Below are 26,514 nucleotides of genomic sequence, written 5' to 3'. Positions count from 1 at the left end.
CTGTATGTCACAAAGGAGTGATCATCATGGGCGGGGCGGACACATTGTCGGAACTGACGGAACTCAAGTACCAGCGCATGAAAGCGTGCGCAGAGATTCAGCAGCGTAGCGGGTGGCGTCCTCCTTATGCCCTGATGACCGCTTTGGAGCTTCAGGCGATTGAGCTGCCCCGACTGTCCAGTAAATGCCGACGGCTGAAGAACACTGCCGTAGTCGCCGTCTCGCATGCGAGCCAACGATACCGTATTTATGGTGTCACGCCGGTCGTCTGGTCGTTTCCTTTGGACGAGGTCATGGTCGAACGTCAATTCCCGTGCACGTCCCCAGCTTGCACATGGGCGATGTTCGCAGCCTATCTGGATTTGGAGGAACTCATAGTGCTGGCCGATTCGATGATGCGCAGGAACGGGAGGTTGTGCCGAACGACATTGGACGAACTCGCCGCATATGTGCATGCGGCGGAATCGCAGGTTCGAACCATGCAAGGCGAAGGAAAGCGGGCCAGACTGTTCCCGGGTTATGAGAATTGCAAACGGGCATTGCTGTTGGCGAGAAGCGGCACGGACTCTTCGATGGAGAGTCGAACGCGGTTGGTGATGCTGAAATATGGTTTGGACTGCCCGCAGGTGAATTACCCGATTGTCGCAGGAAGGAATCGCAAGCCCGTGTACCTTGATTTGGCGTATCCGGAATTCAAGGTCTGCATTGAATACGATGGTTCTCATCATGCCGGACAATGGCTGAATGACACGAGAAGACGGCAGGCGATTGAAGATGAAGGATGGCAATACGTGCAGGTCACCAAACTCGACCTCGGAGACGATGAGAGCGAAGAAGCCTTGGCGAGAAGGGTGGCGAGGAGGATAGAGGAGGTAGTCGGGCAGCATGTCGAGCTGACTGCTCGCAAGACCATATTGCAGGTTTGCGATGGTCGGGGTTTGCGTCGCAAGCCGATGCATGAGAAGCTCCATTTCACGCCATTGTTGCATGCCGGCAATGGTGATGGTGCTGTTTTTGGTGCTGCCTCGGATGAGTTAGATGCCGTCGCATAGATACGTCGTATGTTGCTCGCGTATCACTACTGTGAGTGGGGAACGTCTCTGATTGCTGCTCATCCATGGGTTCTGAGGTACGTGATGTGGGTGGTACGTGTTTCATCGAGGTGACGGGCCATGATGAGTCCCATGATGGTGTTGCTTCGTCGGGAATGACGTTGTTGTGGACAAGGGTTTCCGTGGAATACTGCGCCATGCCTCGGAGATGTGGACGTGCGCTCCTCTATTTTCTTGTATCTCCGTTCAATGAGGTACATCCGGGGCTTTGCGGAAAGCTATCTGCCTTCAGTGTGGTGCCTATAACGGGATATTGCGAGTACAAGCACTGCAATAACGCCAGACATACTCTCGGTTTCCTGTTTTCGATACCTCATTGAAGGCAGATAGCTTTCCGCAAAGTCGTAAAAGTACCTCATTGAAAGCAGATAGCTGTTGCCGAGGCATGTTGCCGAGGCATGATCAGCATGATTTAATCCGGTGATGTCGATTTTCGCGGCTGTCTTATTGCGCGCGCCCGTTGCTGCACCTGCTTTTTGCGACAGTTTGAAACGCATCGCGGCGTGTTGCCGATGAGATACAGCAAATCCCGCTCATTGCACGACCGTAGTCATTGCAATGAGCGGGATTCGGATGATGGATTTGGCGGAGGCCCCGAACCGGTCGGAGCCGGTCAGTACTTCATGCCCATGGCCTCGCGCACCTGGTCGAGGGTCTCCTCGGCGATGGCGTTGGCGCGCTTGTTTCCGTCCTCGAGCACGTCGCGGATGTAGTCCATGTCCTTGGCGAGTTCCGCCCGGCGCTCGCGGTGCGGGGCCAGGAAGCTGTTCACGGATTCGATCACATACGCCTTGAGCGCGCCTGCGCCGGCGTCACCGATCTCCTCGGCGATCTCCTTCGGGTCGCGGCCGGTCACCAGACCGGCGGTGGTCAGCAGCGCCGAGACCTGCGGACGTGCGATCGGGTCGAAGGTGATGCGGCGCTCGGAGTCGGTGGGGCTCTTCTTGATGAGCTTGGCGGTCTCCTCGGCCGTGGCGCCCAGCATGATGGAGTTGCCGTACGACTTGCTCATCTTGCGGCCGTCCAGGCCCGGAATCTCCGGCGCGTCGGACAGGATGGCGGCCGGCTCCGGGAACACCGGGTGCTTCTTGGCGTAGCGTTCGTTGAAACGACGGGCGATGGTGCGGGTGATCTCGATGTGCGGCAGGTTGTCCTTGCCAATCGGCACCACGTTGGCCTTGCAGAAGAGGATGTCGCATGCCTGATGCACCGGATAGGTGAGCAGCAGGCCGGTCAGCGCGTGGCCGGACGCCTCCATCTCGGACTTCACGGTGGGGTTGCGGTGCAGCTCGGCCTCGGTGACCAGGGAGAGGAACGGCAGCAGCAGCTGGTTCTCGGCCGGCACGGCGGAGTGCGCATAGATCATGGTCTTCTTCGGGTCGATGCCGGCGGCCATGTAGTCAAGCACCAGATTGAGCACGTTCTCCTGGATGTGCTCGGTGGTGTCGCGGTCGGTGATCACCTGGTAGTCCGCGATGATGATGTTCGAATGCACGCCCTTGTTCTGCATGGCCACGCGCTCCTTGATGGAGCCGAAGTAGTGGCCCAGGTGCAGACGTCCGGTGGGGCGGTCGCCGGTGAGCATCGTGAACTTGCCAGGCTCGGCCTCGAGCTTGGCAAGCGTCTCGTCGGAACGCTTCTTCGCCGCGAGGAAGCTCGCGCTCATTTCATTGCCTGCCGCTGTCAGTTGCTGCTCGTCGGTCATGCGGATTCCTTTGAAAGTGCCTTGGAAATAAACGCTTTTATGGTAAAAGTGTGAGCCGACAACGAACATGGACATTTTAGGTGGTACTCTCTTAAGTTGATGAATCGAACAGCATAGTAATTTCAGGGGGTCAGATGGGCCGCGGACGTCAGAAGGCAAAACAGCAGAAAATAGCCCGTAAGCTGAAGTATCTGACTACCGACACCGATTACGATGAGCTGGCAAAAGAGCTGAGTGAGCAAGAGCCGGGAACAGGTTCTGTTGACCCGTTCGCCGACGTTGAAGACCAATATGCGGACACCGATGTGAAATCCGATGATTCCGCCAACAGCAAGCATGCCGCTCCCGTTGCGGACGATGATTTGGACGAGTACGCCAAGTGGGCGGCTGAGGCTGCGGCCAAGGCCACCAGCGGTGAATTCCCGAAGACGACGGCCGCCAAGCCGGTAGCTCCTCACAAGCCGATTCCGATGCCGAAGCCGCGCCCGATTCCGAGCGCGCTCAAGCCGAAGCAGTGACGGTAGTCGGTACTGAGAATCCAGTATCGAAAGCGCAGTAACGAATAAAGGCACCCGGTAGTGGGTGCCTTTATTCATTCGGGTTTGTTTGTGGATTGTTAAGTATGACTGAAGAGCCATTGATTCGGTTGTAATTGGTTGAGTGGTGCTGGTCCCGCAATTATGGACGCGCTTCGCGCGCGGTTTGCCAGCTCGCCTGTCGGCTCGCACAGCACCTACAAACAGCTCCGCTGTTTGCTTTACGGTGCTGGTCCTGCAATTGTGGACGCGCTTCGCGCGCGGTTTGCCAGCTCGCCTGTCGGCTCGCACAGCACCTACAAACAGCTCCGCTGTTTGCTTTACGGTGCTGTCCTGACAAGGAGAGCCGGAATAGAATCAGCGAGCCAGCGGCAGCAGGTCGCTCAGGTCGTCGCGTTCGCCGACCGCGCTGATGTGGCCGGCGTCCTTTTCCTCCGCCCATGTCGTGATGCCGCAGGCCAGACGCAGCCATACTTCCGGTTCGAGTTCGATGACATCGGGCGGTGTGAGATTATGCGGATCCGATGCCGGGCCGTCCAGTATCTTGACTGCACCCCACGGCGCCACGCGTACTTCCACGCCGGGGCCGGGCACCTTGCGCTCCAAAAGGAATAAGGAGTATCGCACGGCCATGGCCCATGCCGGTCGCGGCAGCGTGGGGGCGATGGCGAGACGGTCCGAGACGCTGGTCGAGTCTGCGGCGAGTGAGGCTTCATGGGCTGCGTCGCTCCACTGGTGCAGCGCCTCGGCCCCGCGTTTCAGGTCTTTTTCCAAAATGACAGCCATGCGTCCATCTTCGCACGGGACGGCGCCCGGCCGTGTCGCGGCATGGTGAACTGTGGCGAGGCGGTGCTGCCGGGGCATGGTTTTACCTGTGTCTGCAAACGATGACAGGCATGAAAGATGCACAAACTACGTAGTCATGCTAGGCTCTGTTATGCGAACGTATGCATAACGATCTTTGCCGATGCCGTTACGGAGAGTTCATACGTACGTTCATATCGCGCTACCTATTGCGCGGCATAATGAATACGGGCAATTATCCTGGAAGGAAAGTCATAATGACCGAAATCACCGCACCCAAGTCTCCCGTCACGGCAGAGCAGTTCGCCGACGAGATTCGTGAACAACTCAAGTACACCCAGAACGTCACCCCCGAGCAGGCAACTGCCGCTGACGTCTACGTTGCCGCTGCCAAGGCCGTGCGCAACCACCTCGCCGATTCCTGGTTCAAGACCCAGGCCGACACCGTCAACGGCAACACCAAGGCTGTTGGCTACCTTTCCGCTGAGTTCCTCATGGGCAAGCAGCTGGAGAACGCGCTGCTCAACGCCGGTCTGACCGAGCAGTTCGACGCCGCCGTCGAAGCGCTGGGCTTCCAGCCGAAGGACATCGTCGACGCCGAATACGAGCCGGGTCTCGGCAACGGCGGCCTCGGCCGTCTCGCCGCCTGCTTCATCGACTCCCTCGCCTCCCTGGGCGTGCCGGCGTTCGGCTACGGCATCCAGTACAAGTACGGCATCTTCAAGCAGACCTTCGACGAGAACGGCAAGCAGGTCGAAACCCCTGATTACTGGCTGACCAACGAAGAGCCGTGGGGTCACGTCGACTACAACCGCGACCAGAAGGTCTCCTTCGGCGGCGAAGTCGTCGAAGAGAACGGCAAGAAGGTCTGGAAGCCGGCCTGGTCCGTCCGCGCTGTGCCGGTGGATTACCTGGTCCCCGGTTACGCCTCCGGCCGTGTGAACACCCTGCGCCTGTGGACCGCCAAGTCCTACGACGAGTTCGACCTGCTCGCCTTCAACAAGAGCGAGTACCTCGACGCCGTTAAGCCGCAGGTCAAGGCCGAGAACATCTCCAAGATCCTGTACCCGGAAGACTCCACCAAGGTTGGCAAGGAGCTGCGTCTTGAGCAGCAGTACTTCTTCGTGTCCGCCTCCCTGCATGACGCCATCCGCGTCTTCTACCCGGGCCAGGACAAGCCGGATCTGACCACCTTCCCGAACAAGATCACCTTCCAGCTCAACGACACCCACCCGGTGATCGGTATCCCGGAGCTCATGCGCATCCTCATCGATGAGTACGACTACGACTGGGACACCGCCTGGGGCATCACCCAGAAGACCTTCAACTACACCTGCCACACCCTGCTGCCGGAGGCCCTCGAGGTCTGGCCGGCCAGCCTGATCGGCGAGCTGCTGCCGCGTCACCTCGAGATCATCGAGAAGATCAACGAGCAGTTCGAGGACGAGCTCAAGGACAATGGCATCGACGACAAGACCATCGAAGACATGCGCATCTACACCGGTGACGCCGTCCGCATGGCCTACCTCGCCACCTACGGCGGCTCCCACGTCAACGGCGTGGCCGAGCTTCACTCCCAGCTGCTCAAGGACGTCACCCTGAAGAACTTCTCCGACGCCTACCCGGACAAGTTCACCAACGTGACCAACGGCGTCACTCCTCGTCGCTTCATCAAGCTCGCCAACCCCGGCCTGTCCGACCTCATCACCGAGGGTCTGGGCACCGACAAGTGGCTGTCCGACCTCGACCTGCTCCAGGGTCTGGTCCCGCTGGCCCAGGACGACGAGTTCGTCAAGAAGTTCGCCGCCGTCAAGCAGGCCAACAAGCACGCCTTCGTGGGCTTCGCCAAGCAGCACTACGGCATCGACGTGGACGAGAACACCCTGTTCAACACCATGGTCAAGCGTCTGCACGAGTACAAGCGCCAGAGCCTGAAGATCCTGCTGGTCATCTCCCAGTACGCCGCCCTCAAGAAGGGTGAGGTCTCCGCCGAGGAGATCCTGCCGCGCACCGTGTTCTTCGGCGCCAAGGCCGCTCCGGGCTACTACCTGGCCAAGCTGACCATCGAGCTGATCAACAACGTCTCCAAGGTCATCAACAACGACCCGGACGTCAAGGGCAAGCTCGCCGTCCACATGCTCCCGAACTACAACATCGAGATGGCCCAGAACCTCATCCCGGCCACCGAGCTCGACGAGCAGATCTCCCAGGCCGGCAAGGAAGCTTCCGGCACCGGTAACATGAAGTTCGCCCTCAACGGCGCGCTCACCGTCGGCACCCTCGATGGCGCCAACGTCGAGATCCGTGAGAAGGTCGGCGCTGAGAACTTCTTCCTCTTCGGCATGACCGTTGATGAGGTCGAGAAGCTCTACGCTGAGGATTACGATCCGGCCAAGTACTACGAAGCCGATCCTCGTCTGAAGCACGCCATCGACCTCGTCGCCAACGGCACCTTCTCCAACGGTGACCGTAACACCTACGCCCCGCTGGTCGCCGACTGGCTGACCAAGGACTGGTTCATGGCCCTCGCCGACTTCTCCTCCTACGCCGACATTCAGGCCCAGATCGAGAAGCTCTACCGCGACCCGCTCGAGTGGAACCGCAAGGCCCTGCTCAACGTCGCCAACTCCGGCTACTTCAGCTCCGATCGCTCGATGGAGGATTACCTCGAGCGTATCTGGCACACCGGTCCTCTGGCCTGACGGCTAGGAACCGGCGCGCCAGCTGCGCGCGGGTTCCTGCCTCACGACTGTCGAATGATTGACAGCTGAAATCGGAAATGGAGGGGCGGGGAGTGTGTCGAGATGCACTCCCCGCCCCTCCCCGATCGGTTGTGAATCACCGGCAATAATCACACGAAAGAAGCCCCGCAACCACATCGAATGGTTGCGGGGCTTCCTGCGTTAACGCTGCCGAATCAGGCCTCGGCAGGGGCTGTTGCGGCTTCACCCTCAGCCTCGTCGCCCTTGTCCTCGGCCTTGTTCAGGCCCAGATCGACCGGCGAAGAGCTGTTCTCCCACGGCTCCTCCCACGGATCGTAATCCGGGTTCTGCTGCTTGTAGATGTACAGGCCAACAAGCGCGGCCAGCGCTGCGCCAAACAGCAGCGCGAAGAACTTCCAACCGTTAGAAGAAGAGTTGTTCTCCATGACGGCTCCTTTCCTTCAGGGATCGTCTGGTCGGCATGTCCATCCAAGACCGACTCTGCTCCCTATTCTAGGCCGATGATTGTGACGATTGGGTGGATTGAATCGCCGGGAGATTAGCCGCCGCGGCCGGCGAAGCCGACAGCGGGGTAGTTATGTCGTCTGCGGATTGCTGGGGCAGGATAATGATCAGCTTTGCCGGGCAGCTTTTCCGGACAGCTTCTCCGGCAAGGGAATTCGCTCCCAAGCTCTGATACATCGGATACAGTTGGCCCCATGCATATGCCTACCAAACAGGAAATACGTCAGCAATGGGAACGTGGCGGTCCGGTCGTCACATGGGCGTTGATCGCCATCTGCACCGTGATCTGGATGATTGAGGTGATAGCGGGGTTCCTTTCGCCGTACCTGCAGTCGCTCCTCCTCCTCGGGGGCATGTTCTCGCCCGCCTCCGTGATGCAACGCCCGTGGACTGTGGTGACGTCGATGTTCCTCCACGCGCCGAACACAATAATGCACATTCTGTTCAACATGATTGCGCTGTATTCGGTAGGTGTTGTGCTGGAGCGTCTGATGGGTCACTGGCGCTTCCTCGGCCTGTATATGATTTCCGGTCTCGGCGGCGCCATGGGATTGATGCTGTGGGGCGTGCTCGCTCCGGACGGTCAGGGGTGGCGCATGGCTGCGTATGGTGCGTCAGGCGCGATTTTCGGGCTGTTCGCGGCGATTCTGGTGGTGTATCGGCGTATTGGTGCGGATATGCGTTCGATGATGGTGTGGATGGCAATTAACTTCGCGTTGCCGTTCGTAGTCGGTGGCGTGGCGTGGCAGGCGCATGTGGGCGGATTCCTCATTGGCGGTGCGCTGACTTGGCTGCTGACCAGCGGCGTGCCTGCTTGGCGTGGCAAAAGCCTGGCATGGCGTATGCAGGTCTACGGGTGGCCGGTGACGGCGCTGGTGGTCGTCGTAATAGTGCTATGCGCCCTCGCAAACCCATATTCCTACTAGTGTCCTGTCTCGTAAATAATTGAGGGATTCAGCTTTTCTCTCCCTCAGTCAGCTTCGCTGACAGCCCGTCCTGCAATCAGGGACGCGCTCTGCGCGCGGTTTGCCAGCTCGCCTGTCGGCTCGCACGTTGCCTACAAACAGCTCCGCTGTTTGCTTCACGGCAACGGTCCTGCAATTATGGACGCGCTGTGCGCGTGTTCTGTTGGCTCGCCTGTCGGCTCGCACGTTGCCTACAAACAGCTCCGCTGTTTGCTTCACGGCAACGTCCATCAGAGGGAGCCAGCACCACTCAACCAATTACGAGGCATACCGCTAGGGCTGTCGCGTGGGTATTTCGTCGTTGGCGTTCCGGTTCCCCGGCGATTGGCGCAGCGTTATGTGCTGGGGATGGTGACTGGCAGGTAATGGTTAGGTTAACAGTGGATAGTTGTGCACAATTGTGGATAAGACGGTGGATAACTTGTGGATATGTGTCTGAGGGAGCTTCCGTGATGTGAGGAGGGGAGCTCCTGTGATGTGGGGATGTGTACAAGTCCATCAACAACAAATGTGGATAACTCATGGGAGACTTCGGCCGCGGACATATCCACAGCGGTTGTATTCGAGGTATTTCGCAGTTATCCACGTGTTATGCACCGTCGAATGGTGCTTATCCACTACTTATCCACTACTTATCCACAGAGTTTTCCACATTCGGTGGAAAACTACAGATATGTAATTCATCCACATCGTGTGGATAACCATGTGGATAACTAGTGGATAACATGTGGATAGCTGGGTATAACCCCTGTGGATTGCCTTCCCGACTGGCGCTGTTGCTGTTTTCGTGGACGGCGGTTCGTGGTTGGGCCGTTGAGCCGGTAAGAGAGAGAAGCGTTTTTGGGTTGGATGTTCATCAACCACGAAGAACAACGGCCGAAAAGCTCCTGATGGGCAGCTTGTTCAGGCGTCTTCTCAACGTGAAAGGCATGGTCATCGGGACGTCCGCGTCGTCGATGGTCCTATCTGTCCCGGGTCGTGTTCGAGAACCGGGTGCGTCCTCGTGCTGGCAATCTCCGATGATTCCGCGCAGGACGCTGGCGTGGCGCAGGACGCGCGTGGGACCGCCCGTGTGCCACGCCAGTGCAATACGGGCGATATTACAGCGGCGTGGCACGCGATTGCAGCGCCGTGACACGCGACAAGCATCCGCACCACACCTTGCTCGCCCTCGGCGAAGCGGAACGGCCGCATCGTGCCCTGATGGCTTCGCTCGGCGACATGCAGCGAAGCCAAACGGCCACCAAGTGCCCAACCGACTTCACTGAGCGGCTCGAGCGATGGGGGAAGGCCAGTACATGTCATGGTGGCTTCACTGAGCAGGCCCTCAGCGAAGTCGCTGGACGAGAACTGGCCGTCTGACTTCACTGAGCGTCCGACAGTGACGTCAGACGGCCACATGCTGGCCGGCTGACGTCGCACACAACACCCCAGCGACGCCAGAGGGCCATATACTGGCCAGCCTGCATCGCACGTAGCCTCCCAGCGAAGTCAGACGGCCAGTCAATGGCCAGTCGGTATCGCACGGTCGCGCTACGCGCGGTATTCAGCTGGCTCGCCCGTCGTATCCAGCGCGCTCAGATCCACCGTGAATGGCATCGAGGCGGGCAGCCGTTCGGGCTCGAGGAACATGGTCATGTACAGCGGCAGATAGGTGATGGCTCCATCCTGGCTTACGTTTCCCCTGCATAGCACCCAGGCGTGGTCGATGTTCCATTCGTCCACGGCGAGCACGTTGTCCAATGCCTTGTGCTTGGTCCAATCGTTGCCGGATTTCACCTCTACCGGCGTGACCCGGGTGCCCGACTGAACGACGAAGTCGACTTCGCCGTATTTCTTGGCGTCGAAGTAATGCGCGGCGTATCCATGCGCGGTTAGTTCCTGGGCCACCACGTTCTCCGCGATTGATCCGAGATTGACATCGAGCTCGCCCTGTAGGAGCGCGAACTGGACGTTGCCCATCGAGGCCGCGCACAATAGCATGCTTTATGTCACGTTTTTCTCAACTGTGATAACGCGGTTGTCACGTTTTGCGCGTTTGGAACTGTAGCGCCATATGTTGTGCATGGGGATGCGAATTACAGGCAAGCCCGCCTGAGAAGCCCGCCTGAGAAGCGGGGCTGAGGGCAGTCATGCCGATAACGCAGTATTGACACGGCATGCCAGTGGTTCGTCTCAGTGATAATCGAGAATCTCGGCTTCGCTGTCAGGTGAGCCACTGATAACCACTGATAATACACAGCGAGCCGCTGTCGCAGAAAAGCGCCAGCGGCTCACAGGGGAACTAAGGTTCAGCGCCAACCCATCGTCATCAGGAATCCGATCATGATCAGCGCGAAGCCGATCGCCAGATTCCAAGCGCCGATGTTCGGAATCGGCCAAGCGCCGGACGGGGAGAGGTAGTACACCACGCACCAGATCAGACCGATGATCATGAACGCGCAGAACACCGGCACGAACCAGCGCGGGTTCGACTTGGTGCCCTTGATGGTTTCCTCGACACGTTTCGTGTTCTCGGCCTGACGGTTCATCATGCGCTGCATCTGAGGGGTCAGCGTGGCCTTGTCTGCAGTAGCGTTCAGTACCGCCTGCACCTGATCCATATCGACACCATAGGTCTCGTCTTCGTCGGCGACCTTGTCAGTGGCGGTGTCGGCGGCGGTGTCCGCGGACTTGGTGTCATTCACGCCCTCGTCCTGCCAGTCCTTCTGGTCCTTCGAGTCGTTTTCGTGCAGCTCTTCGTCAGCCATCAGCGTATTCTCCATTCAATAGGCTAGAAGTCATAATAGTGGCTACACTCGAAACTGGTGAACACGCCGTGTGAAAAGGTGAACGCACCGGTGACAAAGGCGGGAATTGGTATGGCCAGACATCAGGGGAAGCATAGCGCACGTCGCTCCGTGCCCAGCGGGATCGCGGCGGTTGTACTGGTTGCGCTGACCGGCTTTCTGCTGAGCACCAACGTCCGCGTCAATCGCACCGTCACGGTGAACAATGACGCCGCCGACCTCGTGGAGAACAGCGTGGCCGAGGTCTCCCAGCTGCAGACCGATGTCAACGATCTGCAGAAGCAGGTGAACAACCTTACCGAGGCGCTGGGCTCCGGCAGTTCGTCGAGTTCCGATGATTCCAATGCCAGTACTGATACCAATACCGACGCCGCCAATAACGGTGGCGATGCAAGCCTGATGCTCCCGGAACTATCCGGCGCAGGCGTCACAGTGACGCTGGATGATTCGCCGCTGTGGGAGAGTGCGGTGAACGACAACGGTACCACTGCGAATATCAATGATTATGTGATTCACCAGCAGGACGTGGAATCCGTGGTGAATGCGCTATGGGCGGGTGGCGCCGAAGCCATGAAAATCATGGATCAGAGGGTACTGTTCAATTCGGCGGTGATCTGCTCGGGCAATGTGCTCTCCATCCACGGCAAGAAGTACGCGCCACCGTTCACCATTTCCGCCATTGGTGACCAGGATGCGATGCGCAAGGCGCTGAACGATTCCAAGGCCATCACCATTCTGAAGCAATACGTCAGCGCATTCGGCATAGGTTACAAGGTGGAAAACAAAGACAATCTTCAGTTCGAGGCCACCACGGCTTTGCTGCAGCAGTTCAAATATGCCACCGTCGATACGCCGAAGACCAAGGACGAGGAGTAGAGGCAGTCATGAGACACAACAGACACAGTGCTGCGAATGTGCAGACTTCGACCGATCTGAATGATTTCGCGGACCCCGAAAGCACCGCACAATTCACGCCGTTCGGCGGGAACGGCAACGGGAACGGCGGTGCTGCAGCCTTCACGGCAACGGCCGCCCAGCCCCAGTCCCGTCGCGCCCGCCGCGCTGCCGCCGCAGCCGAACGCCGTGGCCCGTTGTGGCAGGCATTGGGCATCCTCGCCGAACTGTTGCTGACCGCAGCCGCGATCTGCGCGCTGTATATCGTCTGGCAGATGTGGTGGACCGGCGTGGAGGCCGAACAGACCCAGAACGAGACCACCAAATCCATGAACTGGTCCGACCCGGCAGCCAATGGCGGCGACGTAAAGGTCGCGAAAGCCCAGGAAGGCGATCCGCCCGTGCAGCCGCAGGGCCCCAAATACGGCGATCTGATCGCGCAGATCTATATCCCGCGCTTCGGCAGCCAATGGCACCGCAACGTGGTGGAGGGCACCACGCTCGAACAGATCAACCGCCACGGTCTGGGCCATTACCAGTCATCCCAGTTGCCCGGTCAGATCGGCAACTTCGCCGTCGCCGGCCACCGCAACGGCTACGGCCAGCCGCTTGGTGACGTGGACAAGCTCCAGGAAGGCGACCCGATTATCATCCGTACGCAGGATTACTGGTATGTCTACCATTACACGCGCTATCAGATCGTGCTGCCCACCGATATCTGGGTCATCGCGCCCAACCCGGAGAACTCCGGCGTCGACCCCACCAAGCGCATGATCACACTGACCACCTGCGAACCGAAGTACTCCACCCCCACCCATCGCTGGATCAGCTACGGCGAGCTATCCTACTGGGCCAAGGTGTCGGACGGCGTGCCCAAGGAACTGGCCACCACCGACTCGTCCGGCTCGGTGAAGTTCGCGATTTCCGAAACCCCGTCCGTGGCGTCGCGCATCGGTTCGCTTGACAAGGTGGTGTACGGTGCGCTTGTCGCCTGGCTGATCATGTTCATCGCCGCCGCCATCGCCTGGCGCTGGCCGGTACTGCGCGCCATCCGCTTGGGTGAGCGCCGTCGTCCGGACGCCAGCATCTATGGACTATTGGTGCGACTGCAGCCGGGCGCGCTGCCCATTCGATGGCTGCTTCTGCTTCTGCTGCTGTTCGCCGCCGCTGCCGCGCTGTTCCAGTGGACCTTCCCCTGGGCCGCCACGAACATCCCGTTCCTGAGGCAGATGTCGAACTTCGTGGCCGTACCGGAGTAAAGGCCGCTGAGCTGAAGTAGTATGGCTCACATACATGTACATGTGAGGTTCGCGAAGGGCCGGGGCATGCCCGCAAGCCCGTCCAAGGAGAGGCAGTATGACTGATTCCGCGCGCATTCTGGTGGTGGACAACTACGACTCGTTCGTATACACCATCGTCGGCTATTTGAAGACGCTGGGTGCCACGGTGGACGTGGTGCGCAACGATGCCATCGATCCTGCCGCCCCCGGTGTGCTGGACGGCTATGACGGCGTACTGATCTCCCCAGGCCCAGGCGCTCCCGCCCAGTCCGGTGCCAGCGAGGATATGATTCGCTTGTGCGCGGCCGCCGGTGTGCCGATGTTCGGCGTATGCTTGGGACTGCAGGCGCTCGCTGAGGTGTTCGGCTGCACGGTGGACCATGCGCCCACCATCATGCATGGCAAGACGAGCCAGGTGGAGCATATCGATGACGAGATCTTCGCCGGCGTGGCCAATCCGATGACCGCCACCCGCTACCATTCGCTCGCGGTCGAGCCGGATTCGGTGCCCGATACGTTGGAAGTGACCGCGTGGACGCAGGGCGACCACATCGTGCAGGGGCTGAAGGTCAAGGGCAAGAAGATGTACGCCGTGCAATTCCATCCCGAATCGGTGATGACTCAGGATGGTTATCGTCTGCTGGCCAATTGGCTTGCCGTGTGCGGACAGGCGAACGCCGTGGCCAAGTCCGCAGGATTGCAGCCAAAGGTTACCAAGTAGTCCTGGATTAGAGTCTCTCCCCCAGTCAGCTTCGCTGACAGCCCGTCCTGCAAGTATGGACGCGCTCCGCGCGGCATCCTACTGGCTCGCCTGTCGGCTCGCACGTTGCCTACAAAACAGCTCCGCTGTTTGCTTCACGGCAACGTCCCGTCAGAGGGGGCCAACGCCCCTCAGCACGAGACAGACCACTAGCGAGAGCCGGAACCAGATGACTTTGAACGGCTACTCGCCGGCTCGTCCGTTGCTGTTGCCGGTGCTGGTGTTGCCGCCGGTACCGCCGGTGCCCGTGTTGTCCGAATCGCCGGTGTCAGTGCCTGAGGACGTGCTGGCTTTGGTGGTGATGGTGACGGTCGAGCCCTTGTCCACCTCGGTACCGGCGGCGGGATCGATGCTCACCACTACGGCGGTGCTGTCCGAAGGGCCGTTGGCGGCAGCGACGAGCCCCACGGCCTCAAGCTGCAGCTTGGCGGTGGCGAAGTCGGTGCCGGCGTTGATGGACGGCACGGTGACCTTCTCCTTGCCGGTGGACACCCAGATCGTGATGGACGCGCCCTGTTCGATGGATGTGCCGGCGGCCGGGTCGGTGCGGGTGATTGAGCCCGCTTCCACGGTGTCGGAGGACTCGCTCTCCACCACGAAGTTGAACATGCCGTTGTATTGGCTCAACACCGCATCTTTGGACTGGCCCACCAGGTTCGGCATCGCGGTCATGCCCGAAGACACGTAGATCGTGATGGTCGATCCTTTGGGCGTCGGCGTGCCGGCGGCCGGATCGGTACGGGTCACCTCATCCTTGTCGATGTCGGCGCTGTCCTCGGTCTTCACCGTGGAGCTGACCTCGAAACCGGCGTCTTCAAGCTTGGTGCGGGCCGCCTCCTGGGTCATGCCCTTGACGTCCGGCACCGCGATGGATTGTGGGCCTGCGGAGAACCACACGGTCACCTTGGAGCCCTTGGCCACCTTGGAACCCGCTTCCGGGCTCATCTTGGTGCAGGTGCCGGCGGCCTTGGTGGAATCGGTATCCTGCTTCTCCACCATCTCCAGACCCAGCGCCTGGAGCTTTGCCTCCAAGCCATCCTTGGATGTCGTGGAGGCGCATTCCGGCACGGTGACCATTTCCACGGCGTTCTTCTTCGCCGCATCCATGCCGAACACCACGCCCACTACGATGGCGATCACCGCGATGACGCCCAGCACCGAGCCGATGATGATCTGCTTCTTCCGTTTCGCCTTGGCTGCCGCCGCACGCTGTTCGGCACGGCTCTTCAGCGCGTTCTGCATGGCTGCATTCGCCGGCGGAATCTGCTCGAACTGGCCGGTGGCCGGGTTGAACGCCTGCGTGGGCTGACCGGTGCCCATCGGCACGGTCGGCTGGTCGCGTTCGGCGTCCTTGCGCGCCTTCACACCGGACAGATCGGTCAGCGGGTTGAACGCAGCCGCCACCGGCACGCCGCCGTTCATATAGGTCAGGATGTCGTTCTTGAACTCCGCGGCCGTGGCATACCGGTTCTGACGGTCCTTCGCCATGGCCTTCGCCACGATGGAATCCCACATCTTCGGCAGACCGGGCACGATGGCGCTCGGCGGCGTGGCCACTTCGGACACATGCTGGTAGGCGATGGCCACCGCGGAATCACCGGTGAACGGCGGACGGCCGGTCAGCATCTCATAGAGCACGCAACCTGCGGAATACAGGTCGGAGCGCATGTCCACAGTCTCGCCGCGGGCCTGCTCGGGGGAGAGGTACTGCGCGGTGCCCACCACGCCCTGGGACTGAGTCATGGTGGCGGCGGAATCGTCCAGAGCGCGGGCGATGCCGAAGTCCATGACCTTGACCACGCCCTGCTCGGAGATCATGATGTTGCCGGGCTTGATGTCGCGGTGGATGATGCCCATGCGATGCGAATAGTCGAGGGCGCTCAGTACGCCGAGCATCACCTGCTCGCAGTCGCGCTGGCTCAACGCGCCGTTCACCTTGATGATGTCGCGCAGGGTCTGGCCCTTCACGTACTCCATCACGATGTAGGGCAAGCGCTCGGTGTCACCGGCGTCGGTGGTGATGGTCTCCTCGCCCGAATCGTAGATGTTCACGATGTTCGGGTTGTTCATCTGTGCCACGGAACGGGCCTCGCGGCGGAAACGCGCCAGGAAGATATCGTCGTTGGCGAGTTCCGCGCGCATGATCTTCACGGCGACCGTACGGCCCAGTCGAGTATCGAGGGCGATGCGCACCTCGGCCATACCGCCTCGGCCGATGAGCTGGCCCAGCTGATATCGGCCACCGGCCAGTGCATTAGGCATGTTGCTCATTGCTTATTCCCTCCCAATTTCGAGGCAGGAGCGTCCAATACGATACGAGGTGTGCTCATGACTCGGCGCAATGGCCGGACGCTGGATGTGACCATGGTCTGATCTGCCTGTTCAGTCTGCTGGTCCAGAAGCCTTCGTTCGATGCGTGCTAGGGTACGCGATACCACCAGCGCATCCTTGGGGCGGTCGAGCGGGTCCTTGGACAGCATGGACATGACGAATTCACGAAGTTGAACGTCCACGGTGTCCGGCAGCGGAGGCACGGGATCGTTCACGTGGGCGGCGGCGATGTCGACCGGCGTGGCGCCGGTGAACGGGCGGTGCCCGGACAGGCCTTCATAGGCCACCACGCCCAACGAATAGATGTCCGACTGCGGCGTGGCCTGCTTGCCCTGCGCCTGTTCGGGGGAGATGTACTGGGCGGTGCCGACCACCATGCCGTCCTGGGTGATCTGCCCCTGGCCGGTGGAATAGCTGACGCCGAAGTCGGTGATCTTCACCTCGCCGGTATCGGAGACCATGATATTGGCGGGCTTCACGTCGCGATGGATCACCCCATGCGAGTGGGCGACGAACAGGCCGCGCGCGGTCTGGATGAGGATCGGCAGCAGGTCGATGGGGTCCATCGCGCCCTGTTCGTGATACAGGTCCGCCAACGATTTCGACGGCACGTATTCCATGATGAGGAACCCGATGCCGTCATGCTCGTAATACTCGAACAACGCCGCGATATTCGGGTGCGCCAGATTCGCGGAGTTATGCGCTTCGGCGCGAAGACGGCGCAATTTGGCCTCCGCGTTCGTGGCATCCGAGCGCAGCGCCTTGATGGCCACCGGGCGTTCGAGCTGGATGTCATAGCCCTTCCAGACCTCGCCCATGCCGCCTTGCGCCAGTCGCGCGTCGAGGCGGTAGCGGCGGTGAATGAGTTGTCCTTCGATAAGTTTCATTGCTGCAGAGCCTCCTGAATCATCGCGCGCATAATCGGGCCCGCGGCAAGCGAACCAAGCAAATCAGTATTGTGCACCAAGACCGCTACTGCAATCTGGGGATCCTCGGCGGGGGCGAATCCGATGATCCAACCATCGATGCTGGTGTTGTCCACGCCGATTTGCGCGGTACCGGTTTTGGCGGCGATTGTGATGCCGTTGATGGCCAGTGACGGGTTGGCGTCGGTGATGACGTGCTCCATCATGGTGGTGAGTTTGTCGGCGGAATCCTTGCTCATAACCTTGCTCAAGGTCTCCGGCGTCGTCTGGCTGATGACGGACAGGTCCGAGGCGCGCACGCGGTCGACCAGCGTCGGACGCATCATCTTGCCATCGTTCGCGATGGTCTGCGCCACCATAGCCATCTGCAGAGGAGTGGCCTTGGTGTCGCCCTGGCCTATTGAGGCCAGGGCGAGCTTGTCCGGCGTGGTGGCGGACGGGAATGTGGAGGCCGTGGCGGTCATCGGAATGCCGGTGGCACTGGTGCCATCGATGGTGATCGTATTGCCGAACCCGTATTTGGTGGCCATTTCCTTGACTTTGTCCTCGCCAAGGGCCACGCCGAGCTGGGCGAACGCGGTGTTGGAGGAATACGCGATGGCATTCTGCAGGGTGATTTTGCCGTCGGTGCCGTTGGCCTGCCAGACCGCGTTCGGCAGCTGTGTGGCCGTGCCGGGCAGGGTGTAGCTCTCTCCTGCGGGAATCTGCGTATCGGTCTGATAGTCGCCGGTTTCCAAGGCGGCGGAAGCGACGATGGTCTTGAACGTGGAGCCTGGCGGATACAGCTGTGAGGTGGCGCGGTTGATGAGCGGGCTGTTTTCTCCGGCTGCCAGGTCGTTGTACGCCTTGGCCGCGGCCTTGGTGTCGTGGGTGGCCAACTGGTTCGGATCGTAGCTTGGCGTGCTCACCATGGCGAGGATACGGCCGGTTTTGACCTCGATGGCCACGGCGGCGCCATCGCGTGAACTCATCTGGTCGTAGGCCACCTGCTGCAGTTTCGGGTCGATGGAGGTCTCGATGGAGGCGCCCTTGTTGGTGCTGCCGGTGAGCATAGATTTGGCGCGCTGCCAGATCAGCGAATCGGCTTCGCCGTTGAGCAGCATGCTGCGGGAGGCTTCAAGCCCGCGGTCCGCGTTCTGGTTGATGGCGAAGAATCCGGTGATGGGAGCATACAGCGGGCCGTTCGAATAGGTGCGCTGGTATTTGAACGCGTCATTGACCGGCTCGGATTGGGCCATCACCGTGCCGTCCGAAGCGAGAATCGCGCCACGATACGCGCCCAGCTGATGGTAGAGGGAGCGGGCGTTGCGAGAATCGCTGTTCAGCGAATTGGCGCGCACTGCCATGAGGATGGTCGAAGACAGCCCGAGTACCACGAACAGGCATACGACTGCGGTGAACAGCTGACGCAGGTATTTGTTCATGCGCGCGCACCTCCATGTCGTGGTCCGTGATGGGCTGGGGATTGATGGCTACCGCCTGCCGGCGGGATCGGGGGAGCCGGGATTGCCGGGGTCGGCGGTATTTGTGGCGCCGATGGCATTGCGGGGGATGGTACTGCAGAGGATGGCACCGGCGGCAGCGAGCCGGTGGGCGCGGTGTATTCCGCGAAGCCCGTGGTGGTGCCGTCGCCGTCGAAGTCGGTGCCGTCGCCGGCAACGCCATCGTTCGTAGTGACTTCGTTCACTGGAGCGCGCTTGGTGGTGTCCACGATCTCGCCGTCCGGGTCGTCAAGATCGTAGACGCGAGCGGATGCCGTGCGCGGACGGGAAACCGGCTCCGTAGCACGGGCGCGCTCCTCCAGCTCCTTGTTGCGCAGGGCCGCAAGCGCCTCATATTGGAAGGAATCGGAGGTGAGCTCCGGCTCAGGCCGGTTGGCGGCGCCGGAAATGACGATGAGCAGCGCCGCAAGAATGTAATTGGCGATGAGGCTTGAGCCGCCGGCTGCCATATATGGCAGCGTCAGACCGGTCAGCGGAATCACCAACGTCACGCCGCCCACCACGGTGAACACTTGGAACGCCATCGTGAACACCAGACCGGATGCCAGCAGTTTGCCGAAGCCGTCCTTGATCTTCATCGCGGCCACGAATCCCGAGGCGATGATGATCAGATACAGCATCAGAATGGCCAGTACGCCGGTGAGACCCAGTTCCTCGCCAAGCGCGGTGTAGATGAAATCGGAATTGGCGAACGTGGTCAGCGCCGGATGCCCCTGGCCGAGCCCGGTACCCAGCATGCCGCCTGAAGCCAGGCCGAAGATGCCGGTGACCAGCTGCCATGAGCCGCCGTATTCCTTGTTGTACTGCTCATTGCTGAACGGCTGCAGCCAGGCGTCCACACGCTGCCCCACATGGCTGAAGACGCTGGCGGCGGCCACCGCGCCTACGGCGAACGCGATAAGGCCGATGACGATCCAGCTGGTGCGTCCGGTGGCTGTGTACAGCATCGCCACGAACATGGCGAAGAACATCAGCGAGGTGCCTAGGTCATGCTGCATCACCAACACGCCCATCGAGGCGATCCACACCACGATGATCGGTCCCAGATCCTTGATGCGCGGCAGTTGCAGGCCCAGCACCTTCTTGCCGCCCACTGCCAGCTGATCGCGATGATCGAACAGATACGAGGCGAAGAAGAACGCCAGGAACAGTTTGGCGAATTCGCCGGGCTGGAACTGTCCTAGCCCGGGAATCCTCACCCAAATGCGCGCGCCGTTCACCTCCTGGCCGATCACCGGCAGCATCGGGGAGAGCAGCAGCGCCAGACCCACGACCATCGACACATACGAGAACCGCCGCAATACGCGGTAATCCCTCAGGAACACGATGATCAGACAGCTGAGAACCAGTGCCAGACACAGCCACATCAGCTGGCGCTTGGCCACCGTCGTGTCCATGCTCTGGTCGATGCGGGCGATCATCGTGATGCCGATGGCCGTCAGCAGCAGTACGCAAGGCATAATCGACTGGCTCGCGTACTGCTGGAATCGCACAGTCAATCCCCATAGCACCAAGAACAGCACTGCGACGATGCCGAACAGCATCGTATAGTCCCGCGGCATGGAGTTCGTCGTACGCTCGAACATCTGGACGATCGCAAGGGCGCTGATGGCGAGGGAGACGAGCAACAGGCCGATCTGGCGCAGACGGGTGGCTATCATTGAGTGCCTCCCGATGTGGCGTCGTTCGCGGCGCCGATGCTCGGCTGGTCGGCAGAGGCGCCCGAGCCGTTGGAATTGTCGGTACTGCCGGTGTTGGAACTGGTGTCCGAGTTGTTGTTGGAGCCGTCGCTGGAGGAATCGGACTTCTTGGCGGCGTCCTTCTCTTGCTGCTCCAGGAACTTGTTCATCTCCGAGCGGATGATACCCACATGGGACTGCGCCTCGTCCAACGAATCGACGGCGATGCCCTGATTGATCTGATCGCGCCACGTCTGCGGCAGCTCATCGATCGAAATCGTGGTGCTGCTGACCTCGTGCGAGAGCTCCATGCCGAAGATGTTCGTGGGCACACCCTGATAGATTGCCACCTTGCCGTTGCTGTTGCCGACATAGTAGCGGGACTGGCTCCACAGATACGTGCCGCCGCCGATACCGAACAGCGCGGCGACCACGATGATTACGGTGAGAATCAGCGCATAGCGGACCCTGCGCTTCCTCACCCGCGTGGCCTTGGTCTGCTGCACATGCTCATCGCGGATGGCCTGCTGCACAACCGGGTCGTTCGGATCGGCGGAAATACGGCCGTCCGGACGTTGCACGATAGGAATCTCGCCGGTATCGGGATTGGCGCGCTCGCCGGTCTCCTCACGTACGACGGACGGTTGCGCGACCCGTGCTCCGGATGGTTGCGCGTCGGTGTCCGATTTCGGAGCAGGCTCATGCGCGCTGGCCGGCTGTATCAGCGCTGCCGCGCGTTGAGCCGGGGAATTGTCGGCGCGCAGCGCGGGCGCGGCGGCCACGGGCGCGTTGACGATGTCGGCGATGGTCTCCAGGCTGTTGCTCGCCGCGCCGCCGACCAGCGGCGTCTGGTGCGGCAGATCGAACGCGTTGGCGTCCAAGGCCAGTGTGGCATCCGCGATGACGGCGGTCACGTTGTCGGTGCTGCCCGCGCGCAACGCCATCTGCACCAGATTCTGCGCGCACTCGCCCTGATCGGAGAGCGCCATCATCGTCTCTTCGATGGTGGAATCCTCGAGCACACCGCATAGGCCGTCCGAGCACAGCAGCCAGCGGTCGGCCGGGTGCGCACGGCGGATGGAGATGTCCGGATGTGGGTCGATGTCGAAGTCGCCGAGCACGCGCATCACCACATTGCGCTGCGGATGGTTCTTCGCCTCGGCAGGCGTGATGCGTCCGGTGTCGATGAGGTGCTGCACATAACTGTGATCGGTGGTGATGCGGCTCAGATGGCCGTCGCGCAGCAGATAGGCGCGCGAATCACCGATGTGCGTGAGCACCCAGTACCCGGCGACCAGCGCCACGGCGGTGACTGTGGTGCCCATGCCCGCCAGCTTGCGTTCGCGCTTGGCCTTGCCCACGATGGCGTCGTGCGCGGCCATCACCGATGTCTCCATCATCTTGGAGATGGCCTGGATGTCGCCGCCGGTATCGTCCTGCTCGATGTGGGCGAGGGACCGGATGGCGATGGTGGATGCCGTGTCGCCGCCTGCATGACCGCCCATACCGTCGCAGATGGCAATCAGATGTTCGCCGGCGAACGATGAATCCTGATTGTTCGCGCGCACCGTGCCCACGTCGGACACGGTGGTGGAGTATAGGTACAGCGGTTGTGAAGCGGCGGAATTGGGCATACGGCTACCTCAATTCAAAGGTTGTGGCGCCGATGCGCACGGGAATACGGGCGGGCAGAATCGTCGGGCGGTTGATGCGCTGCTGATTCACCACGGTTCCGTTGGTGGAATGAAGGTCCTCGATGGCCCACTGGCCGGAGGCTGCGTCGCGGTAGACGCGGGCGTGATGGGAGGAGACGAATTCGTCGTCAAGCACTACAGTGTTGGAAGCCGCGCGGCCCAGCGTGATCTCGGACTCGGCCAACGGCACCGAACTGCCGGCCAAGGGGCCGTCGATGATCACCAGCAGCGTGGGCTGCTGGGCATGGCGGCCGCCGGACGCGGCCGCATTGGACGTGCCGGCGCTGCGCACGGCCGGCGTCTGTGGAGTCTCGGACTTCACTTTATGTGCTTCACGCTCGCGCTTGCGGCGGGAACGCGAGGGACGTGGGCTGAACGTCTCGATGTCCTGGCGCAACGAACGTATCGCCAGCCATATGAACACCCACAGTAGGGCCAGAAAACCATACTTCAGCAGGGCAAAAGTTAATTCGGTCATGACGCAGGACCTTTGCGCGTGGCGACGCCTTGGCTACTCCTGCGCCTGGGCGGAGGCCCAGAACAGGATGCGCGTGCGGCCGATGGTGATCGTATTGCCGTCAAGCAGCGTGGCGGCAGGCACCTGATGGCCCTCCACATACGTGCCGTTGGTCGATCCCAGGTCGCGGGCGATGACACCGTTCGGCGTGATGTCGATTTCCAGGTGCTTGCGGGAGATGCCCGGATCGTCGATTACGATGTCGCAGCCGGAGCCGCGGCCGATCACGGTCTTCTCCTTGGTGAGCAGGTACTGGTTGCCATTGACCTCGAGAACCGGGCTGTCTTCGGTCTGGGCGTCCGTGGTGACCGGCACCGCATTGCCTTGCACGGATTCGGAAGTGAGGTTGAAGTTGCCCTTGGTGAGGTTCAGGTCCTCCTCGAAGATCACCACCACCGGGCCGACGAAGGCGTAATGCTGGCTCTTGGCGTATTCGGTGAGGTTGTCGGCGAGCTCGTTGGCGAGGGTCTCGCTGCCCCATGCCTCGATGCGATCGAAGTCCGGGGTGCTGAGCTTGAAACGGTATTCGTTCGGGGCCACCGTGCGGTCGCGGCCCACCGGCATGGCTTCGGCGTCGATCTCGCGCTCCAGGGCGCTGGAAAGATCAACAGGCTGCAGGTCCTTGGAGCCGAACTTGGCGAACACTCCGTTGACTGCACCCTCCACGCTTTTTTCAAAACGGTCGAGAACGCTCATAGTCCTCCCTTTCTAATCGTCACCTATCCTACGCGGCAGTGGGGAATACAGTGCAAAAAGGTGCCATTTGACCGTCGATGAGTGCAGAATTTCCAAAAATTCAGGGGAAAAATAGGTGCGAAGCCCCACTGGGTGTGTTGTGCGGGGTGCGCTGCGCTGGCTGGATGGGTGCTGATTGGGCCTGCGCTGACTGGACGGGCGCGTAGGTTAGAGACATGAGCGAAAACACTGATGTCAACGAAGCAATCAAGGTATTTCCCCGTTTGCGCGCGCGTACCCTGCGATTCAACGGCGGCGCCCCGCGCTCGGCGAAAGTCGTGGGCGACGGTTCGCAGGCATTGTTCCTGCGCTCGGACGGTCCCGAGGATTTGGTGACGGCGCTGTGGCTGAGCTGGTTCGATGCTGCCGGCGAGCATCATGAGACGAAACTCGCCGATCCGCGCGAACTGCTCGGTGCCGCCGCGGACAGTGAGGATGTGCCGGCCGAGGAGCGCGCCCGCCGCGAACGTGCGCGCGAAGGCGGCGCCGGCATCGTGAGCTATTCGGTGGACGAAGCCGGCGATTGCGTGGTGTTCACCATCAATGGACGCCTGTATCTGACTGAAATCGACTGGATTGCGGCATCTGGCGAGGATGCTGCGGACGTTGCGGATGCCGAGGGTGCTGCGGATGCCGAGGGTGCTGAGGGCGCTGAATCGGCGTCTGGCTATGTCCCGGTTGCGCATACCCGCGAGCTTGCCGGCGAATGGCTGGACGGCGATCCGGCCGCCTACACGCCGGTGCTCAACCCGCGTATCTCCCCGGACGGCAACCATGTGTTGTACACCACGGGCACGCATCTGATGCTGGTGGATATCGGCGATTGGCCCGAGCTCGATGCGGGCGTTGCCGGGGGCGCTGCGGACGCGCTGCGCGAGGAGCCGGCCGGCGAACTGTCCGATGGGGTCGATGTGGAGTCCGACGCCGTGGAGGAGGCGCTGAGCGAGGGGCTGTATGGCGACGCCGACGCTGACATCGACATTGACGCCGACGAATTCGAGGACGAGGAGCCGCTTGCCGACCGCATTACCGCCATCTATGGCGTGAGCGTGGAGGATGAGGACGGCAATCCCGCTGAGAACACGTGGAAGATCGGTCTGGCCGAATTCGTGGCCGGCGAGGAGATGAACAGGTATGACGGCTTCTGGTGGTCGCCCGACTCCCGCCATGTGCTGTTCGAGTCCTTTGATACCGCCAATGAGCCGGTGTGGTACATCAGCGATCCGGCCAACCCGGAGCATCCGGCTGAAGGCCGCCGCTATCCGCGTGCGCTGACCCAGAACGCCGACGTCTACCTGACGGCGATCACCCTGGCGTTCGACGATGATGGACGCTACCTCGGCATCACCGCCAACGCCGATGTGGACTGGGATCGCAAGGCTTATGAATATGTCGCCGCCGTGAGCTGGACCGGCGAGCATGACCCGCTGGTATTGGTGCAGAACCGTCGTCAAAGCGCCGATCAGGTGCTGGAAGTGGCGGTGTCTGCCGCCGAGGAATCCGCGGACTTCGCTGAAATCGAGGGCGGGCTTGCTGACGATGTTGACGAGGTTGACGACGTCGACGGTGCTGCTGCCGTCGCTGCGGATGATGCCGCCGCCGAGCCGCATCTGACATGGCCGGCGTTCGGCTCGACCCGCGTGCTTGAGGAACATGCCAACGACCAGTGGATCGATCTGGTGCCCGGTACTCCCGCCTACACGCCGGACGGTCATCTGGTGTGCTCGCTCAACGATATGGCGGCGGATACCAATCGTCTGACCGTGGACGGTCGCCCGTTCACGCCCGCAGGCTGGAATGTGCGCGAAGTGCTGCACGTCAGTGATGACGGCGTCGTGGCGGTGGTGCAGCGCGAGCCCGACCTCGCGCCCGATGTTCCGGCCGTATGGAAGGCGCAGGGCGGCGAGCACGACGCCCGCAGCTTCGACGTCGTGCTGTTCGATTTCGGTGCTGCTGATGCTGCCGGTGCTGCGGGGGTTGCTGATGCTGCCGGAACCGCCCTGCCTGTTCCGATTACCACCACGCCCGGTGTCTGGACAGCATCCTGGGGTGAGCGCGGCGGCGTGATCTCCGGCCGCGACCTCGCTCACGCCGGCGTCCAGATGACCCATGTCGTGGCACCGCAGTTCGACTCCGTGGATGAGCTGTTCGAGGCGGTAACCGCCGGCGCCCCTCTGGGAGGGGAGCTGTCGGCACAGCCGACCGAGTGCCGGCCCGGTTCCGCCGCCATCGCCAGCTACGCCGCCGAGCCCGGTTTCACGCCGAACCTGCATTTCGTGCGGTTGGGGGAGCATCGCCTCTACACGGCGATCATCGCGCCGAGCCCCGAAAGCCCGTATGCTGCCGCTGAGAAGCTACCCGTGCTGATGAAGCCGTACGGCGGCCCAGGCTTCCAGCAAGTCGTGGATGCGCAGTCCTTCTACTGGGAGGGCCAGTGGTGGGCCGACCAGGGCTTCCTGGTGGTCACCGCCGACGGCCGCGGCACCACCGGCCGCGGACCGGCGTGGGACCGCGCGATTTTCGAGGACATGAAGGACATCACCCTCGCCGACCAGATCGAGGCCGTCAACGCCCTGCCCGCGGCGGTGGCCGGCCTGAACGCCTCGATTCCCGCGCCCGACCTCGACAAGGTGTGCATGATCGGCTGGTCGTACGGCGGATTCCTTTCCGCGCTCGCCGTGCTGGACGCCCCGAACGTGTTCAAGGCAGCCTGCGCCGGCGCCCCGCCCACCGAGTGGACGCTGTACGACACCCATTACACCGAGCGTTACCTCGGTCTCGACCCGGATGTCTACTACCGCAACGGCATCATTCAGGACGCGCCCAAGCTGGAGCGTCCGCTGATGCTCATCCACGGATTCGCGGACGACAACGTCACCATCGCCCACAGCCTCAAGCTGTCCCAGGCGCTGATGGCGGCCGGCCGGCCGCACACATGCCTACCGTTGACCGGCATCACCCATATGACCAATGATGAGACCGTGGCCGAAAACCTGCTCACGCTCCAGCGCGACTTCCTCAAGGACGCACTGGCCTGAGCTGCGGTTGCCCTAAGATG

At 61.4% G+C, this 26,514-nt stretch carries 20 protein-coding genes; 8 read left to right on the top strand and 12 right to left on the bottom strand.

Going from position 1 to position 26,514, the window contains the following annotated elements; genetic code table 11:
• Window positions 1-26: 26 nt before the first annotated feature.
• Window positions 27-1,052: a hypothetical protein gene (locus BREU_RS02735; RefSeq protein ID WP_044090684.1), complete on the top strand. Its 1,026-nt coding sequence runs from the start codon at window positions 27-29 to the stop codon at window positions 1,050-1,052.
• 673 nt (window positions 1,053-1,725) lie between these two features.
• On the opposite strand, the gene trpS is transcribed toward BREU_RS02735, so the two are convergent.
• On the bottom strand, window positions 1,726-2,817 hold the full coding sequence (gene trpS, locus BREU_RS02730; protein WP_044089524.1) for a tryptophan--tRNA ligase: 1,092 nt from the start codon (window positions 2,815-2,817) through the stop codon (window positions 1,726-1,728).
• A gap of 134 nt (window positions 2,818-2,951) precedes the next feature.
• Here trpS and BREU_RS02725 point away from each other — a divergent pair, with 134 nt between their 5' ends.
• Window positions 2,952-3,335: a DUF3073 domain-containing protein gene (locus BREU_RS02725; protein WP_044089522.1), complete on the top strand. Its 384-nt coding sequence runs from the start codon at window positions 2,952-2,954 to the stop codon at window positions 3,333-3,335.
• Between the two features lie 375 nt (window positions 3,336-3,710).
• Here BREU_RS02725 and BREU_RS02720 read toward each other — a convergent pair whose 3' ends face one another.
• Window positions 3,711-4,139: a sterol carrier family protein gene (locus BREU_RS02720; RefSeq protein ID WP_044089521.1), complete on the bottom strand. Its 429-nt coding sequence runs from the start codon at window positions 4,137-4,139 to the stop codon at window positions 3,711-3,713.
• Between the two features lie 275 nt (window positions 4,140-4,414).
• Here BREU_RS02720 and BREU_RS02715 point away from each other — a divergent pair, with 275 nt between their 5' ends.
• A complete protein-coding gene (locus BREU_RS02715; protein ID WP_044089520.1) occupies window positions 4,415-6,859 on the top strand; it encodes a glycogen/starch/alpha-glucan phosphorylase in 2,445 nt (814 codons plus the stop codon).
• A gap of 215 nt (window positions 6,860-7,074) precedes the next feature.
• Here BREU_RS02715 and BREU_RS02710 read toward each other — a convergent pair whose 3' ends face one another.
• Window positions 7,075-7,305: a hypothetical protein gene (locus tag BREU_RS02710; RefSeq protein WP_044089519.1), complete on the bottom strand. Its 231-nt coding sequence runs from the start codon at window positions 7,303-7,305 to the stop codon at window positions 7,075-7,077.
• Window positions 7,306-7,578: 273 nt separating this feature from the next.
• Between BREU_RS02710 and BREU_RS02705 the strand changes: the two genes are divergently transcribed.
• The gene (locus BREU_RS02705) at window positions 7,579-8,310 is read left to right on the top strand and encodes a rhomboid family intramembrane serine protease (RefSeq protein WP_044089518.1); all 732 of its coding nucleotides are present in this window, start codon (window positions 7,579-7,581) and stop codon (window positions 8,308-8,310) included.
• Between the two features lie 1,572 nt (window positions 8,311-9,882).
• Here BREU_RS02705 and BREU_RS02695 read toward each other — a convergent pair.
• Together BREU_RS02695 and crgA are read right to left on the bottom strand one after the other, a co-directional pair.
• Window positions 9,883-10,332, bottom strand: coding sequence for a DUF4143 domain-containing protein (locus BREU_RS02695; protein ID WP_238566983.1), 450 nt, complete (start codon window positions 10,330-10,332; stop codon window positions 9,883-9,885).
• A 308-nt stretch (window positions 10,333-10,640) separates the two neighbouring features.
• The gene (gene crgA, locus BREU_RS02690) at window positions 10,641-11,099 is read right to left on the bottom strand and encodes a cell division protein CrgA (protein WP_044089516.1); all 459 of its coding nucleotides are present in this window, start codon (window positions 11,097-11,099) and stop codon (window positions 10,641-10,643) included.
• A gap of 111 nt (window positions 11,100-11,210) precedes the next feature.
• On the opposite strand from crgA, the gene BREU_RS02685 reads away from it, so the two are divergent.
• From BREU_RS02685 to BREU_RS02675, 3 genes are all read left to right on the top strand, one after another.
• Window positions 11,211-12,014 (top strand): DUF881 domain-containing protein, encoded by an 804-nt coding sequence (locus tag BREU_RS02685; protein WP_044089515.1) that lies wholly within the window; start codon window positions 11,211-11,213, stop codon window positions 12,012-12,014.
• A gap of 8 nt (window positions 12,015-12,022) precedes the next feature.
• Window positions 12,023-13,291 carry a class E sortase gene (locus BREU_RS02680; protein WP_081886509.1) on the top strand — a complete coding sequence of 423 codons (1,269 nt, stop codon included), beginning with the start codon at window positions 12,023-12,025 and terminating at the stop codon, window positions 13,289-13,291.
• Between the two features lie 97 nt (window positions 13,292-13,388).
• Window positions 13,389-14,033, top strand: a complete 645-nt coding sequence (locus BREU_RS02675; protein ID WP_044089514.1) for an anthranilate synthase component II — start codon at window positions 13,389-13,391, stop codon at window positions 14,031-14,033.
• 222 nt (window positions 14,034-14,255) lie between these two features.
• On the opposite strand, the gene pknB is transcribed toward BREU_RS02675, so the two are convergent.
• From pknB to BREU_RS02640, 7 genes are read right to left on the bottom strand one after another with little or no spacing between them, the layout of a single operon-like run.
• Entirely contained in the window at window positions 14,256-16,343 is a 2,088-nt protein-coding gene (gene pknB / locus BREU_RS02670; protein WP_414133013.1) for a Stk1 family PASTA domain-containing Ser/Thr kinase, read from the bottom strand.
• The gene (locus BREU_RS02665; protein ID WP_044089513.1) at window positions 16,340-17,290 is read right to left on the bottom strand and encodes a serine/threonine-protein kinase; all 951 of its coding nucleotides are present in this window, start codon (window positions 17,288-17,290) and stop codon (window positions 16,340-16,342) included. Before BREU_RS02665 ends, pknB begins: the two co-directional genes overlap by 4 nt.
• Window positions 17,287-18,753, bottom strand: a complete 1,467-nt coding sequence (locus BREU_RS02660; RefSeq protein ID WP_044089512.1) for a peptidoglycan D,D-transpeptidase FtsI family protein — start codon at window positions 18,751-18,753, stop codon at window positions 17,287-17,289. The genes BREU_RS02665 and BREU_RS02660 overlap by 4 nt, the downstream gene beginning before the upstream one ends.
• Window positions 18,750-20,492 carry an FtsW/RodA/SpoVE family cell cycle protein gene (locus tag BREU_RS02655; protein ID WP_081886508.1) on the bottom strand — a complete coding sequence of 581 codons (1,743 nt, stop codon included), beginning with the start codon at window positions 20,490-20,492 and terminating at the stop codon, window positions 18,750-18,752. The genes BREU_RS02660 and BREU_RS02655 overlap by 4 nt, the downstream gene beginning before the upstream one ends.
• Window positions 20,489-22,144 (bottom strand): protein phosphatase 2C domain-containing protein, encoded by a 1,656-nt coding sequence (locus BREU_RS02650; protein WP_044089511.1) that lies wholly within the window; start codon window positions 22,142-22,144, stop codon window positions 20,489-20,491. The genes BREU_RS02655 and BREU_RS02650 overlap by 4 nt, the downstream gene beginning before the upstream one ends.
• 4 nt (window positions 22,145-22,148) lie before the next feature.
• Window positions 22,149-22,682, bottom strand: a complete 534-nt coding sequence (locus BREU_RS02645; RefSeq protein ID WP_044089510.1) for an FHA domain-containing protein FhaB/FipA — start codon at window positions 22,680-22,682, stop codon at window positions 22,149-22,151.
• A gap of 33 nt (window positions 22,683-22,715) precedes the next feature.
• Window positions 22,716-23,417, bottom strand: a complete 702-nt coding sequence (locus tag BREU_RS02640) for an FhaA domain-containing protein (RefSeq protein WP_044089509.1) — start codon at window positions 23,415-23,417, stop codon at window positions 22,716-22,718.
• Window positions 23,418-23,632: 215 nt separating this feature from the next.
• Between BREU_RS02640 and BREU_RS02635 the strand changes: the two genes are divergently transcribed.
• Window positions 23,633-26,494, top strand: a complete 2,862-nt coding sequence (locus tag BREU_RS02635) for a prolyl oligopeptidase family serine peptidase (protein ID WP_044089508.1) — start codon at window positions 23,633-23,635, stop codon at window positions 26,492-26,494.
• The last annotated feature ends 20 nt before the right edge of the window (window positions 26,495-26,514 follow it).

Source organism: Bifidobacterium reuteri DSM 23975 (assembly GCF_000741695.1).
GTDB lineage: Bacteria > Actinomycetota > Actinomycetes > Actinomycetales > Bifidobacteriaceae > Bifidobacterium > Bifidobacterium reuteri.
Note: the sequence above shows the minus strand (reverse complement) of the source record. Positions and strands in the feature narration are given on the sequence as shown.